Raw genomic sequence first — 14,285 nt, 5'->3', positions numbered from 1 at the left:
TAACGGACAGCTGTCCGGTTGTTGTCCACGATAGCTGCGGACGCGCCCCTGTGGCAGTCCGCGGTCCCCTTCGGTTCCAGCACCACGCATCGCGGCCCCACCTCTGCTGCACAGTGCCGCACCACAAACCCTGCGCACCCGCCCGGTACCCCGGTTGCTGAACGCCCCATCTGCCCTGGAAATGCGAAAGAAGCTGCTCATGGCCTCATCGACGTCCAGTGTCATCACCCTGAACATCAACGGCGAGAAGTACACACTGCCCGTCGACCACCGCACCACCCTGCTCGACGCACTGCGCGAGCGCCTCGCGCTGACCGGCTCAAAAAAGGGCTGTGACCAGGGACAGTGCGGCGCCTGTACGGTCCTGCTGGACGGCCGCCGGGCCGTGTCCTGCCTGCAACTGGCCGTGGCGGCCGAGGGCCGGGAGATCACCACCATCGAAGGCGTCGCCGAGGGCGATCAGCTGCATCCCGTGCAGCAGGCGTTCCTCGACCTGGACGGTTTCCAGTGCGGCTACTGCACTCCGGGACAGATCTGCTCGGCGATCGGTGTGATCCAGGAGCACGCGGCGGGCTGGCCCAGCGCCGTCACCGACGACATCCGGCCCGAGGCCGGACCACCGCCGCTGACCGCCGAAGAGATCCGCGAGCGCATGAGCGGCAATCTGTGCCGGTGCAGCGCCTACGTCTCGATCGTCGAAGCCGTGGCCCAGGCGGCCGAGGCGCAGCCGGACGCGGGGCGCGCGGGCCTCGGGACGGAGCCGAAGGAGGCCGTGGCATGAGGGAGTTCGACTATCAGCGGGCGTCCGACGTCGCCGCCGCCGTCGCACTGCTCGGCGCCGATCCGGACACCCGCTTCCTCGGCGGCGGCACCAACCTCGTCGACCTCATGAAGTCCGGCGTCGAACGCCCCACCCGGCTCGTCGACATCCGCGAACTTCCGTTGGACCAGATCGAGCCGACGCCGGAAGGCCTGCGCATTGGCGCCACCGTCACCAACGGCGACCTGGCCGCGCACCCTGAGGTCCGCCGCCGCTACCCGGCGCTGGCCCAGGCGGTGCTGGCCGGCGCCTCCGGACAGCTGCGCAACATGGCCACGGTCGGCGGGAACCTGCTCCAGCGCACCCGCTGCGGCTACTTCACCGACGTCACCAAGCCCTGCAACAAGCGTGTCCCGGGCAGCGGTTGCCCCGCCGTCGAGGGCGAGCACCGCAACCACGCGATCCTGGGCGCGTCGGAGAGCTGCGTCGCCGTACACCCCTCCGACATGGCCGTCGCGCTCGCCGCCTTCGACGCGGTCGTCCACTTCGAGACCGCGGACGGGCCGGGCGAGGTGGCCCTGGCGGACTTCTACCTGCCCGTCGGCGACACCCCGCACCGCGAGACCGCCCTGCCGCCGGGCGCCCTGATCACCGGCGTCATCCTGCCGCCCGTCCCGGTCGCCGCCAACTCCCGCTACCGCAAGGTGCGCGAGCGCGCCTCGTACGCGTTCGCCATCGGCTCGCTCGCGGCCGCACTCGACGTGCGGGACGGCGTCGTACGCGACGCGCGCCTGGCCTTCGGCGCCGTCGCCTCCCGGCCCTGGCGGGCCCTCGCCGCCGAACGCGTCCTGATCGGCGCCACGGCCGACGCCGAGACCTACGCCGCCGCGGCGGACGCCGAACTGGCGGCGGCACGGCCACTGCCCCAGAACGGATACAAGGTGACCCTCATGCGCAACCTCGTCGTGGCCGAGCTCACCCGACTCGCACAGGAGGCCGCCCGATGACCACCGCCCCCACCGCGACACACACGCAGGCGCCGTCTGTCGGCACCGCCCACACCCGCGTCGAGGGCAGGGACAAGGTCACCGGCGTGGCCCGATACGCCGGAGAGATCCCCTTCGCCGACCTCGCGCACGGCTGGCTGGTGCTCTCCACGGTCGCCCGTGGCCGCATCCGCGCCATCGACAGCGACCCCGTCCTCGCCATGCCGGGCGTCCTCGCCGTCCTGGACCACCGCAACGCCCTGCGGGTGAACACCGACTACACCGGTCTGATGGGGATGAAGCCGGACCCGACCTGTGCCGTCTTCCAGCACGACCGGGTGCCGCACCTGGGCTGGCCGGTGGCGCTGGTCGTGGCCGAGACGTCCGAGCAGGCCAGGGAGGCCGCCGAGGCGCTCGTGGTGACTTACGAACAGGAGCCCCACGACATCGACTTCACGGCGGGCCACCCGGGCGCCTACCCGGCGGACGGGCACATGCCGGCCGTGACGGAGAAGGGGGACCTGGACGCTGAACTGGCCGCGTCGGCCGTCGTCGTGGACGCCGAGTACCGCACCCCCGAAGAGCACCACAACCCGATGGAGCCGCATGCGGCGACCGCCCACTGGGACGGCGGCCGGCTCGAGGTGGTCGACTCCAACCAGGGTGCCACCTGGGTCATCGGCGAACTCGCGAACCTCTTCTCGCTCGACCCGGCGTCGGTGCGGGTGCGCTCGGAGCACGTCGGCGGCGGGTTCGGCAGCAAGGGCGTACGGGCCCACCAGGTGGCCGCCGTCATGGCCGCGACCGTCCTGCAGCGCCCCGTGCGAGTTGTCCTGACCCGCCGTCAGATGTTCTCGCTGGCCGGCTACCGCAGCCCCACCATCCAGCGAGTCAGGCTCGGCGCCGACGCCGAGGGCCGGCTGCGCGCGCTGGAGCACAGCTCCCTCAGCCTCACCTCCACCGTGCACGAATTCGTCGAGTCGAGCGCCGGGGTGGCACGGGTGATGTACGACGCCGACGCCCACCACACCGCCAACCATGTGGTCCGGCTCGACGTGCCCACCCCGACGTTCATGCGGGCCCCGGGTGAGGCGCCGGGCTCCTTCGCACTGGAGGCGGCGCTCGACGAACTCGCCGAGAAGGGCGGCATCGACCCGGTCGAGCTGCGGCTGCGCAACGACCCCGAGCGGGGGCCGGTGTCCGGCCTGCCGTTCGCCGGCCGCAACGTGGCCGCCTGCTTCCGGGAGGGCGCCCGCAGGTTCGGCTGGGCGGACCGGGACCCGCGCCCCGGCCTGCGCCGGGACGGCCGCTGGCTGCTCGGCACCGGCACCGCGGCGGCGTCCTTCCCCGCGGGCGCGGCGCCCTCCACGGCGACCATGACCGCGCACCCGGACGGCGGCTTCACCGTGCGGATCGCCGCGGCCGACATCGGCACCGGCGCCCGTACCGCGCTCACCCTGGTCGCCGCCGACGCGCTGGGCGTGCCCCCGGAGAGGGTCCGCGTCCGCATCGGTGACAGCGACTTCGGACCGGCGATGATCGCCGGCGGTTCCATGGGCACCCGCTCCTGGTCCTGGGCGGTCGCGGCCGCGGCCGAGGAACTGCGCGACAGGCTGGGCCTGGGCGCCGACATCCCCCCGGAGGGCATCACGGTGCGGTCGGACACCACCGAGGCCATCGGCTCGCTCGCGCCCGCCGAGCGCCACTCCTTCGGAGCCCAGTTCGCCGAGGTCGCCGTGGACGTCACCACCGGCGAGGTGCGCGTGCGGCGCATGCTCGGGATCTTCGCCGCGGGCCGGATCGTCAACCCGCTCACCGCGCGCAGCCAACTCGTGGGCGGCATGATCTGGGGCATCTCCATGGCGCTACACGAGGAGGCCGTACGGGACCGCGCCTCGGGCGGCCACGTCGGCGCCGACCTCGCGGGCTACCACGTGGCCACCCACGCCGACGTCCCGCACATCGAGGCCGACTGGATCGACGACACCGACCCGAACGACCCGGTCGGCATCAAGGGCATCGGCGAGGTCGGCATCGTGGGCGCCGCGGCCGCCGTCGCCAACGCGGTCTGGCACGCGACCGGCGTACGCCACCGCGCCCTGCCCATCCGGCCGGACCGGGTCCTGACCGCGGCAGCCGGAGCGCTTGATGCTTGACCTGGCCGAGGAGCTGGACCGGTGGATCGAGGAGGGCCGGGAGTTCGCCGTCGCCACCGTAGTGGCCGTCGGCGGCAGCGCACCGCGCGGTCCCGGCGCCGCCCTCGCCGTGGACGGTGCGGGCACCGTCATCGGCTCCGTCTCCGGCGGCTGCGTCGAGGGCGCGGTGTACGACCTGTGCCTGGAGGCGCTGCGCACCGGGGAGAGCGTGCTCGAACGGTTCGGCTACAGCGACGAGGACGCCTTCGCCGTCGGACTGACCTGCGGCGGCACGATCGAGGTGCTGGTCACGCCGGTGTCCGGCCGGGCGCCCGCCCGGGCGGTCATCGCGGCGGCCGTGGCGGCCGCCGCTCAGGGCCGGCCGGCGGCCCTGGCCCGGGTGGCCCGCGGCCCGGCCGAACTCCTCGGCCGGGCCCTGCTGGTGCGGCCCGACGGCACGCACGAGGGCGCTTTCGGTAGCCACCCGGAGCTGCACCGTACGGCGGCGGCCGAGGCCCGTGCCCTGCTGGAGGCGGGCCGCACCGGCACGGTGGAGATCCCGGCGGACGGCTCGCACTGCCCCGGCGGTCTCACCCTGCTGGTCGAGTCGAACGTGCCGCCACCGCGCATGATCATCTTCGGCGCGGTGGACTTCGCCTCGGCGCTGGCGAGGGCCGGCAAGTTCCTCGGCTACCACGTGACCGTGTGCGACGCCCGGCCGGTCTTCGCCACCCGGGCCCGCTTCCCCGACGCCGACGAGGTCGTCGTCGACTGGCCGCACCGCTACCTGCGGCGCACCGGAACCGACGCCCGCACGGTCCTGTGCGTCCTCACCCACGACGCGAAGTTCGACGTGCCCCTGCTCAAGCTGGCCCTCGGCATGCCGGTGGCGTTCGTCGGCGCGATGGGCTCGCGCCGCACCCACGAGGACCGCAACCGGCGTCTGCGGGCCGAAGGCGTGGGCGCGCGGGAGTTGGCCAAACTGCGCTCTCCGATCGGCCTCGACCTCGGCGCCCGTACGCCCGAGGAGACCGCCCTGTCGATCGCGGCGGAGATCGTCGCCGCCAGACGGGGCGGCACCGGCGTGCCGCTCACCAACTCCCGGACACCGATCCACCGCGACCTTCAGACCGCCGGAGCGGGGGATAAACTCCGTCGACCGATGAATTGCTAGGCTCACTGGGTTCCTCCCAGGATGCCCCGGCCTTCAGGCCGGGGAGGAATCGGACTCCTGCGGAGCAGGGCAGGGATAGCCGGATCGCCGTCAGGGCGATCCAGCGTCCACCCCGCATGGCGGTGATGTCGCCCGCAATGATCAAGAGCTCTCAACTGTCAGTCCTCGCGGGTAAGTTCGGATGCATGACGACAGAGGCGACCACGAAGGACGCCGGGCATGCCCGGTACACCTGCCGTGTGCGCCTGTCGGCCACCGCGCGGCGGGCACTTGAAGCGGAGTGGGCGCGCTGCCGGTGGATCTGGAACGAGTGCGTCGCGAAGTCCCAGCAGGTGCACGCGCAGAGCCGGGCGAGCGGCGAGAAGTTGACCTGTGGTCCGGGGCAGTTGGACAAGATGCTGACCGAGGCACGCAGGGTGACGCCGTGGCTGGCTGAGGGCGCAAGCGTGCCGCAGCAGCAGGTGATTCGGGACTTCGCCAGGTCGAGGGCGAAAGCGCTGAAGGACATCAAGGACCGGTTGCCGATGCACCGGCGGGCCGGGATGCCCCACACGCCCGTACGAGCGGGCCTGCCTCGCCGCTGGCGCGCTGACCGCCCGGGGCCACGCGGTACGCTGCGCGGACCGCCTGGGATCCCGGACCCGGCCGCACACCGTCGCCGTGCCGCCGCCCCGAAGCCCCGCCCACGGCCCTCCCGTACGGACTGGAAGGCGAGCCGCCGCCAGGAGCAGACGACCGACGTCGCCACGATGGAGCAGACCCGCCGGACGTTCGAGGCCACTGCCAAGATGGCCGCCAAGCTCCAGGACGGCATCCGGGACCGTGCCATCACCCACGGCCCCCGACCACAGCCCACCCCGGCGACGGCCCCGCCGCCGGATCGGCTAGGTCATCCAACAGGTCGGTCTCTGCCCGTACCTCGGCCGGAAGGCCGGCTGGGGGACAGGTCATCAGTGACCCAAGAGTGCTCCAAGTAAAGGACGGTGACTCCGGATTCCGGACGCCATGGTCGGGTATCGGCCAGTCCTGGGTGAACCGAGCGTGAGCCGGCAGCGGGGCAGATCACCACTGTGCGTGAACGTTGGGTGCCGGGGCAGTGTTCGGGTGCGGGCACGGCAACCGCTCCCGCCGGTCTGTCGTCGCGGACACCCGGCCGGAACCCTTCCTTGTTGTGGCGCGAAAGCCTCACCATACTCGTCGGCGCTTGGCATGGGCACGATCGTGTGACCGCCGGGACGTCCCGTGCCCCTCATCCCTCCGGCCCCGCCCGACGAGTGGGCGGGGCAACCCCCACTGGAGGCTCCACATGACGCAACGCCGAACAGGCTTGACCACCCGCGCGCTCACCGGAGCGAGCGTCGCCGTCCTCACCGCCGGCGCGGCCCTGCTCCCCGGGGCCGGCTCGGCCGCGGCGGCCCCCGTGGGCGCGCAGGCGACCCCGGCCGCCGCCCGCGCCGCGTCCGCAGCGGTCCTCGTCGCACGGTTGGGCAACCGTGCCGCCGGTTCCTACTACGACGCCGCGGCTCACCGCTTCGTCGTGAACATCACCGACCCGTCCGCGGCCGGCTCGGTCCGCGCCACCGGCGCCGCACCGAGAACCGTGCGCTACTCCACCCCCCAACTCCGAGGAGCCATCGGCACGCTGACCCAGCGGGCCCGGATCGCGGGCACCGCCTGGTCGATCGACCCCCGTCAGGACAAGGTGGTCGTGACCGTCGACCCCACGGTCACCGGGGCCGAGCGCGCCCGGCTGAACACCGTGGTCGGCTCGCTCGGTGACAAGGTGGTCGTACGCCGGGCCGCCTCCGCGTTCAAGCCGTTCCTCGCGGGCGGCGACGCCATCTGGGGCAGCGGTGTGCGCTGCTCCCTCGGATTCAACGTGACTGTGAACGGCGCGCCGTACTTCCTCACCGCCGGACACTGCGGCAACGCCTCCTCGACGTGGTCCGACTCGCAGGGCGGCGGGGAGGTCGGCCAGACCGTCGACTCGCAGTTCCCCGTCACCGACTACGCTCTGGTCCAGTACGACGACGCCGGCAGCGACCACCCCAGCGCCGTCGACCTCTACGACGGAAGCAGTCAGCAGATCACGCACGCCGCCGACGCGTATGTGGGTGAGTCGGTCACGCGCAGCGGCAGCACCTCAGGGGTCCACAGCGGGACGGTCAACGGGCTGGACGCGACGGTCAACTACCAGGAGGGCTCCGTCTCCGGGCTCATCGACACCGATGTGTGCGCCGAGCCCGGCGACAGCGGCGGCGCGCTCTTCGACTCCGACGCGGCGATCGGTCTGACCTCGGGCGGCAGCGGTGACTGCACGTCCGGCGGTGAGACCTTCTTTCAGCCCGTGCCCGCGGCGCTGAGCGCGGAGGGAGCCACCCTGCCGTAGCCAGCGGCAGACCGCACGCCGTGCCGGTCCGGGAACGCTGCACGCTCGTAGCGCTGATCAGCTATGCGATCACATGCGAACGGTAAGGTCTGACACGGGTTCTGCCCACCTGGGCGGGGACGCATGAGCATGGAGATGGAATCCCGCGCCCAGTCTTGCTCCGCGTGGCCGGTGTCGGCGGGTGGTGGGTGTGCTGATCGTGGTCACGCCCTGGTGCCGGTGGGCTGCGCGGGGCAGCCGGGTCAGGCCCGGTGGTGCGTGTCCCTCTGGACGCTGGGCCGGACGGGCCGGTGAGTCTGGCTGGGGAGGGAACCTCACGTCGCCTGGGCGTGAGGCGGTTGGTTCGCGGCCGGGTGGGGCCGGTCTTCGACCGGTCCGTCCGGCTGGTCTTCGGGACGGCGGTGAGGACGGCCTTGGCCTCCATTGTGGGCGAGGCCGCGTGCGGCGATCCGCTGCCAGGCGCCCTGGTCACGGCAAGTTATTGAGAATTGAGACAGGGTAGTGATCCTTCGTTCGGTGGGGTGAAGTCGGTCTGAGGGGGGTGGCTGGCTGTGTGACGGTCCGGTCATTCCGGGCGGGTGTCAGTGGTGCCTGCGATCGTGTGCGGCGTGGATGAACTCGTGGAACGTGTTGACGCTCAGGACCGTGTGCTGGGGGTAGTCAGTCGGCGGGACGCTGTTCAGGAGGGCTGGCTGCACCGGGTTGGCGTGGTGGTGTGCCGCGATAGGCAAGGCCGTTTTCTCGTCCATCGGCGGGCCGAGCACCTGTCCCGTTTCCCTGGGCACTACGAACTCGGGGTCGGGGGTGCTGCGGGAGTCGGCGAGTCCTATGAGCAGGCAGCTGCCCGCGAGCTCAGCGAGGAGCTGGGAGTGCGGGCGACAGCGTGCCTTCGGTTCAAGTTCCTCAACCGGGGCGGGCTCAGCCCTCACTGGCTTGCGGTCTGTGACGCTGTGCTTCCGGAGACAGTCGCCCCTGATCCGGAAGAGGTGGCCTGGCACGGGTGGCTGACTGAGTCCGAGCTGCGGCGGGCTCTGCAGCAGTGGACCTTCACTCCTGATAGCCAGGCGGTTTTCGACCGATATCTCGCTTGTCGCGCTGCCCCGGCTTCTGCGCAGGAAGGGTGCTCATGAGCTGGGTCAGTGAGACGAAGGCGCCGGTCGTTCCGAAGTCCCTGGGAGTGGGGCCGGCGGGGGTTGGGGTGTCCGCAAGACGTTCGGTAAGGGCAGTGACCGGTTCGCGGTCTCCTTCGAGGGCCTCGCGCTCGTCATCTGTGAGGTCGAGTTGTTCGAGCATCTGGTCAATGCCATCCCTAACGGCCAGTAGCTGACCGCGGGCGGAGTCTTTGGGGACGTAGAACGGGCAGCGTGCGCAGGCCAGCCGGTGGGGGCACTTGGCGAAGAAGTCGTAGCTGCAGTAGCCCTCGCCCAAGTCGTAGTACTTCCAGGGCTGTTCGCCGTCGGCGGCGGCTCCGGTGTGGATCGACTCGCGGTCGATGAGGACCTGGATGGTGCGGACGTTCCGGGCGAAGTAGTCGGCGCGCTTGTAGGCCGCAGATAGAGTCCGCTGGAGGATCTTGGCGTAGTAACGGGTGCTGGACGGGTGCTTGTGTCCCAGCCATTGCTGCAGGTCAGCGAGGGACAGGGAGTCCTTGGCGTTCAGTAGTTGGGTGGCGATCGTGGCGCGGCCCGGTGGCTCGTGAGTGCGCCGCGGGAGTCGGACTCGGGGATGCCGGCCTTCGTGCAGAGAATCGGGATCAGCTTGTCGTTGAGATAGGCGGAGCCGATGAGCTGGGCCCGATAGCAGAACAGATGCTGGCGTCGCTGTCCGGTCTTGCGATCGGTGATGTCCGGCTGAGTAGGGCGAACGCTCTTCCAGGCATCGATGAGCTCACCGACGATGGGGTCGACCGGTTTGGAGAAGGCTGCTGTCGTCTTGTTCGCCGGAATGTGCAGCAGGCAGACGCGGTAGGTCTCGCCGCTGTCGGGGTCGGTGGCCTGGTCCCAGCGGACGCATTCGAGTTCGAGTCGGCGAATCTCGTCCATCCGAAGCCCGCCGAACAACCAAACCCCGACCAGGGTGCGGATGATTTCGATCGGGTAGTAGTTCGCGTGCCATCCAGCGGCCTTCGCCCGCGGTGTCCCGTATGCGCGTAAGTCGTCGGTGGTCAGCGTCAGTCCAGCGGCCATGAGCTTGGGCCCAGGCGGCATCGTCGATGATCCGGGGGTCTGGGTCGCGGCCGGCCCGGACCGACAGCGGCAGAGCCAGGACGCGGCGGGGATCGAATCTGGGGTTGATCCATTCCCATTCGATCAGGTCGCAGAAGAAGCTGCGTATGGTGTCAACCCGTCCGGCCTTCCCGCTGGCGCTTAAGGGCTCGCCCCAGCCGGTCCGGTTGCGATTGTGACCGGCCCATTGGCCGCTGAACCGCGGTCACGGTGTCCGCGATGTACTCCGCGGCGACGTCACGCGTCCAGGCTTGTGGGCTCGTCGCCTCCGGGTGCCGTTCGGCCGCCCCAGCGCCCGGCCACCAGCAGCAAGGGGAACTTGGTGCGGACGGTGCCGGGTTCGTCGGTGCTGAACTTCCGCCAGCGCAGGACGGTCTCCAACCACTCCGGCGGGACCGAGGCCACGGTCTCTGGACGCGTTCCGCGCTGCTGGTGCCCGTTGACCAGCGGCTCGGGGATGTAGCCGTTCGCCGCCAGGACCCGGGGCATCTTGAAGAACCCGCGGCGCCGTGCGCTGGATGCCGGATGGTCGGCGACCAGGTCCTGCAGCAGTGCCAGAGTCACGTCCCTACACGATCTTGCGCATCGGTACTGATCTTGAGGTTGCTCTTCGCTGAGATGGGAACTCGCAAGGCATCCCGGCCGATGGCGGCTGCCGCCCAGTCTCATCTGCGGCTGTATCCAGCCCACCGGGGGCCGCCGGCCAACTTCAGGACTTCTTTCACTGCTTCTGTGAAGTGGCCTGTTCCGTAGACCGTATTGGACATCGCTGCAGCCGCGCCTGCTGTCAGGCGACTGTGCAATTCGGGTTCGGCTGCAGCGAGTCGCCGTGAGAGCCACTTGCCGCCGCCGAGCCAGTGCCCGCCCGTCAGCAGGGCCAGTTCTGAGGCGCGCTGCAGCAGGTCGGCCACGATGTATGTCCGTTCCAGCGGGTCGGTACAGCCGCGAAGATCGTCCAAGGTGTCGGTGAGCGCGTACCGCCGGTCTTCCAATTCTGTCGCTGATGCGGGAGGGGGCCCTGCCGCCAACCGTTCCCGGGATTCTGCCTGCAGTGCAGCTCCGAGCCCGTCCGCGTCGGCCAGCAACATGCCTTCCGCGCACATGGCCAGCAGCGGGGATTTGCGGGCCGCTGTCTCCCGCTCGGCGAAGAGACGCCAGTCGGCCTCAGTCTGGACGAACAGTTCCACCGGCCAACCTTCATGCACCAGGCTCTCTCGGAAGGGAGCAGGAGGGCCGGCCAGCAGCACCACGATGTCCAGGTCGGAGGTGTGTGTGCGGCGGTGTGTCAGTACGCTGCCAGCCAGGAAGGCGGCCCGAGCCTCAGGGAAACGGTTGCGTACCAGTTCCCTGGCGATCTTCACTTGATCCATTGTGACAGTGTGGCGCTATCAGTAGCTACAGGGCGCTGGGATTCCTCACCTGCTGCTGGCGGTGTCCGTCTGCCGGCCACCCCCACGCCGTCCTCAAGACGCCTACCACTACCTTCACCGGGTGCGGCTTTTGAGGCGTCTCCAGCGGATGAGGCCGCAGGCCAGGGAGACGAAGGCGTCGTGCAGATCGAGACGTCTTTCCCAACGGACGGCCATGCGCTTGAAGTGGTGCAGCAGCGAGAAGGTCTGCTCGACGACGTAACGAAGCTTGCCGAGACCCTTGATGTTCGGGGCGCCCCTGTGAGCGATCACCGGCAAGATCCGGCGCTCACGCAGCTCTCGACGGTCGTGTCCGCCGACGCGGGTGGAGCGGATGGCCTGCATCATCGATTCCTGGGTGCCAACGGCCTCGATCACGCAGTGGGCGCCGTATCCGCCGGTGAGCGGTCGACCCCTTCACCCTCGAGCCGGACGAGCTGGCCCTACTCGATCTACTTGGACCTCCGCTGCTGGTGTCCACCCTGCGTGCGACCCGGACTGTGGACCATCAGCTCGCAAGCCAGTCCGCCCCGATCTCGAAGGGCCCTCTGTCACTGGCGCCTGGCAGTATGGCCGCCCATGAACGCTGAATCGTCCGCTCGTTCCTGGCTCCGGGACTTCCATGGCGGCTTATTACTCGAGGGCTACACCCTGACATTGGTTCGCGGGCTCTCGCCGCGCGAGTACCTCGACCGCATCGGCGCAGAGTCGCAGGAAGACGCCAGCGGTTTCGGTGCCTTCGTCGCCCGAGACCGCGAGTTTCAGGATGATCAGGTTGATTGGGGTGACAACATGTTCGTCGGCGCCACCCTCGTCCATGGCGAAGACGCCGACTGGGTCCTGGCTCTGGAGATCAACGGCGGCATCGAGATACAAACTGACGCCATGAAGCACGCCACCCTCGGGACCCGAGGTGTCTCCCATTTCCGCAGCCCAAACGCCATGTCCCTGTTCTCCTGGTGGGAGGACGGCGAGCTGCGCACCCGATTCGAAGGCCCGCTTCACCGAGAAGGCAGCACCCCCGACGGACTCGTCGATCTCATGCACCAAGTGGGGTTCGACTTCGAGAACGGCAGCTGCGGCCTTGAGGACTACATCGCACTCGCCGAAGCGCTCACCGGCATCCACCTGACGCCGGACATCCTCGAAGACGGCACCTACTCCACTGGCATCGTCGAGATTCCCACCGAGGATTGGTCCAGGGTCGTTGTCGACATCACCGACGCCCACGGCACCCGCACCTACGTCGAGCTCCCCAATCCCTCCCACCCACAGCAATAGCAGCGCTGGGCACTGAAGTAGTTCAGAGAAACTTCGTCCTCTACGCCGAGGCGCGCCTCGGTATCGCCTCGACGTCGCTGAATGCCGAGGTGTCCATCGAGGCGACCCAGACCCAGACACCCCACTTTCAGGAGTGGCTGAGCAGGCTGGTACGCTGCGAGCCGAACGCGATGCACTGCACGCTGGTGGAGCCGTCGAAGATCCCGGCCCTGTTCCACCCCTGCGTCACGGAGGACAAGAACAGCCCGTCGGTCATCTCCGGCTCGGGCTGTGTGTGCCGCCGGACCTTCTACGATCCCGAGTTCGGGCTGCCCGTCGTCGGTGAGCATTTCAAGCACGTAGGCGAGGGAGGCACGGACCAGTGGAGCTATAAGACGTACGCCCCGCTCGACCTGCGTCCTGACGACACCTTCAGCCGTTTCATCACCGGCCGAGGCCTGTTCTGGGCCCGGACGGAGAAGGGGCTCCTGTCGATCCTGCCGCAGCGCAATGCCTCCGGTTACAACATCGGCTACACCGGCGGCGGCCCGCACGCCCTGGCCGCCTACCTCACCCAGGTCGCCAACACCGACGGGCAGAACACGGCGGCCGGCACCCCGTACGAGACTCCGTCTCGCCGCACCGTGCACCGTCACCGTGCATAGGGCGGTGTTCGGTGCGCAGAGTGCCGTGCACTCCCGCGTCACGGTGCGCACCACCGGGTGGGAGTGCACGACATCGTGGGCACCGGCCGGGGGAGTGGACGCCACCTGGTGCGCACCGGGTGCGCAGTGGAGTCCACTCGGTGCGCACCCGCGCGCCGCTGTCCTCGATGGTCGGTGTGCGTGGCGCGCGACGGTCACCAGGCGTCGGCTCCACGATCCGCGCGTGGGACAGACCCCGGCACAGAAGGCGGCCAAGGCGGCACGTGGGCAGCAGCTCGGCAAGGCCCAGCGCGAGGCGCTCAAGAAGGCCCAGGCTGCCGCCAAGAAGAAGGCGGCAGCGAAGAAGAAGGGGTTGGCCAAGAAGGCCGCGGCGAAGAAGACGCCGGCGAAGAAGGCGGTGCGGGCGCCGCGTGGGTCGGTGCGGGCCGCGTACCCGGGCGCCTGCCCGGCCTGTTTCAAGGATTACGGCAAGGGCGAGGTCATCACGAAGGTGACCGACGGCTGGGGGCACCCCGGCTGCGCGCCCGGCAGATGTCGGCGGCCGAGCGGGAGTTCGCCAGGAACAAGGCCAGGATCGAGAGCGGCGAGACATTCCGCGGCCACAAGCCCTCGGACTGGCGGCGCGGAGCCCCGCCGTCCAGCACCCGCCCTGCCCACTGACCCATGCCGGGCGATGTGGTTCCCCGCTCAATCCGGCCCAGTCCAGGGCCGGTCAAGGCGAAAACGGACCCCGTCGGCGGTGACCGTCAGACCGCGGACAAGGGGTGCTTCCTCACGGTGGCCCCGGCCCGTGCGCAGATCCGCGCGCGGGCCGGATGACCGCCGACCGGGCCCGCAGGCCGGAGAAAGCCGAGGACACTGTGTACGCCGACCACATCCCCGATGCTGCCCGAGAGCTGCACTCCACCGCCGACCGGACGTCTGCCGACGACGTGGACCAGGCCCCGCAGGTCCCCTCCACGGGCCCCTCCATCACCCCCTCCACGGCCACTTCGCCCGCTGAAGCGGTTCGTGCAGGTCAGCTCCAGCGGTCTAGGTGTATTGATCACGAGCGTTGTTAACGCTGGCCGGTCTTGATCGTGGCGAAGGCCCCCGTGAGTGGTGGAGGTGTCGAATCTTCACCGCACGGAGGCCTTCGTGTCCCACCGTAATGCCCGGCTGACCGTTCACGGCAGGCGACTGCTCGGCGAACGTGTCCGCTCCGGCCGTCCCGTCGCCCACGTCGCCGCAGAGATGGGCATCTCCCGTCCCACAGCCCACAAGTGGATCCGGCGCTGGCGTT

13 protein-coding genes and 2 pseudogenes are annotated in these 14,285 nt (G+C 70.0%); 10 read left to right on the top strand and 5 right to left on the bottom strand.

Features of this window, described 5'->3' with window-relative positions; genetic code table 11:
* The first annotated feature begins 199 nt into the window (after positions 1 to 199).
* The 7 genes and pseudogenes from ACZ418_RS35645 to ACZ418_RS35615 all read left to right on the top strand — a co-directional run bounded on the left by ACZ418_RS35645 (position 200) and on the right by ACZ418_RS35615 (position 8,574).
* Positions 200 to 781: a (2Fe-2S)-binding protein gene (locus ACZ418_RS35645; protein ID WP_351811287.1), complete on the top strand. Its 582-nt coding sequence runs from the start codon at positions 200 to 202 to the stop codon at positions 779 to 781.
* Positions 778 to 1,767, top strand: a complete 990-nt coding sequence (locus ACZ418_RS35640; protein ID WP_468371312.1) for an FAD binding domain-containing protein — start codon at positions 778 to 780, stop codon at positions 1,765 to 1,767. Before ACZ418_RS35645 ends, ACZ418_RS35640 begins: the two co-directional genes overlap by 4 nt.
* Positions 1,764 to 3,902, top strand: coding sequence for a xanthine dehydrogenase family protein molybdopterin-binding subunit (locus tag ACZ418_RS35635; protein WP_468371310.1), 2,139 nt, complete (start codon positions 1,764 to 1,766; stop codon positions 3,900 to 3,902). The genes ACZ418_RS35640 and ACZ418_RS35635 overlap by 4 nt, the downstream gene beginning before the upstream one ends.
* The gene (locus tag ACZ418_RS35630) at positions 3,895 to 5,055 is read left to right on the top strand and encodes an XdhC family protein (protein WP_468371309.1); all 1,161 of its coding nucleotides are present in this window, start codon (positions 3,895 to 3,897) and stop codon (positions 5,053 to 5,055) included. Before ACZ418_RS35635 ends, ACZ418_RS35630 begins: the two co-directional genes overlap by 8 nt.
* A gap of 185 nt (positions 5,056 to 5,240) precedes the next feature.
* A pseudogene (locus ACZ418_RS35625) lies at positions 5,241 to 5,678 on the top strand (RNA-guided endonuclease TnpB family protein); the annotation flags it as partial.
* Positions 5,679 to 6,361: 683 nt separating this feature from the next.
* A complete protein-coding gene (locus tag ACZ418_RS35620; RefSeq protein ID WP_468371308.1) occupies positions 6,362 to 7,444 on the top strand; it encodes a S1 family peptidase in 1,083 nt (360 codons plus the stop codon).
* A gap of 620 nt (positions 7,445 to 8,064) precedes the next feature.
* Positions 8,065 to 8,574, top strand: a complete 510-nt coding sequence (locus ACZ418_RS35615) for an NUDIX domain-containing protein (protein WP_468371501.1) — start codon at positions 8,065 to 8,067, stop codon at positions 8,572 to 8,574.
* On the opposite strand, the gene ACZ418_RS35610 is transcribed toward ACZ418_RS35615, so the two are convergent.
* From ACZ418_RS35610 to ACZ418_RS35590, 5 genes and pseudogenes are all read right to left on the bottom strand, one after another.
* Positions 8,492 to 8,872: a hypothetical protein gene (locus tag ACZ418_RS35610; RefSeq protein WP_468371514.1), complete on the bottom strand. Its 381-nt coding sequence runs from the start codon at positions 8,870 to 8,872 to the stop codon at positions 8,492 to 8,494. The genes ACZ418_RS35615 and ACZ418_RS35610 overlap by 83 nt on opposite strands.
* Positions 8,873 to 9,099: 227 nt before the next feature.
* Positions 9,100 to 9,630, bottom strand: coding sequence for a hypothetical protein (locus tag ACZ418_RS35605; protein WP_468371307.1), 531 nt, complete (start codon positions 9,628 to 9,630; stop codon positions 9,100 to 9,102).
* Positions 9,631 to 9,906: 276 nt separating this feature from the next.
* Positions 9,907 to 10,233, bottom strand: coding sequence for a hypothetical protein (locus ACZ418_RS35600; protein WP_468371306.1), 327 nt, complete (start codon positions 10,231 to 10,233; stop codon positions 9,907 to 9,909).
* A 101-nt stretch (positions 10,234 to 10,334) separates the two neighbouring features.
* Positions 10,335 to 11,039, bottom strand: coding sequence for a nucleotidyltransferase domain-containing protein (locus ACZ418_RS35595; protein ID WP_468371305.1), 705 nt, complete (start codon positions 11,037 to 11,039; stop codon positions 10,335 to 10,337).
* Positions 11,040 to 11,387: 348 nt separating this feature from the next.
* Positions 11,388 to 11,495: pseudogene (locus ACZ418_RS35590) on the bottom strand (IMP dehydrogenase); the annotation flags it as partial.
* A 162-nt stretch (positions 11,496 to 11,657) separates the two neighbouring features.
* On the opposite strand from ACZ418_RS35590, the gene ACZ418_RS35585 reads away from it, so the two are divergent.
* From ACZ418_RS35585 to ACZ418_RS35575, 3 genes are all read left to right on the top strand, one after another.
* Positions 11,658 to 12,359, top strand: coding sequence for a DUF6461 domain-containing protein (locus ACZ418_RS35585; RefSeq protein WP_468371304.1), 702 nt, complete (start codon positions 11,658 to 11,660; stop codon positions 12,357 to 12,359).
* A gap of 89 nt (positions 12,360 to 12,448) precedes the next feature.
* The gene (locus tag ACZ418_RS35580) at positions 12,449 to 13,003 is read left to right on the top strand and encodes a hypothetical protein (RefSeq protein ID WP_468371302.1); all 555 of its coding nucleotides are present in this window, start codon (positions 12,449 to 12,451) and stop codon (positions 13,001 to 13,003) included.
* Between the two features lie 1,137 nt (positions 13,004 to 14,140).
* The coding region (locus ACZ418_RS35575) for a helix-turn-helix domain-containing protein (protein WP_468371499.1) at positions 14,141 to 14,285 on the top strand (145 nt) is incomplete at its 3' end.

The sequence above is a fragment of the Streptomyces sp. NPDC030820 genome, from assembly GCF_055572075.1.
The sequence above is the reverse complement of the archived record's forward strand: the minus strand, read 5'-3'. Positions and strand labels throughout refer to the sequence as shown.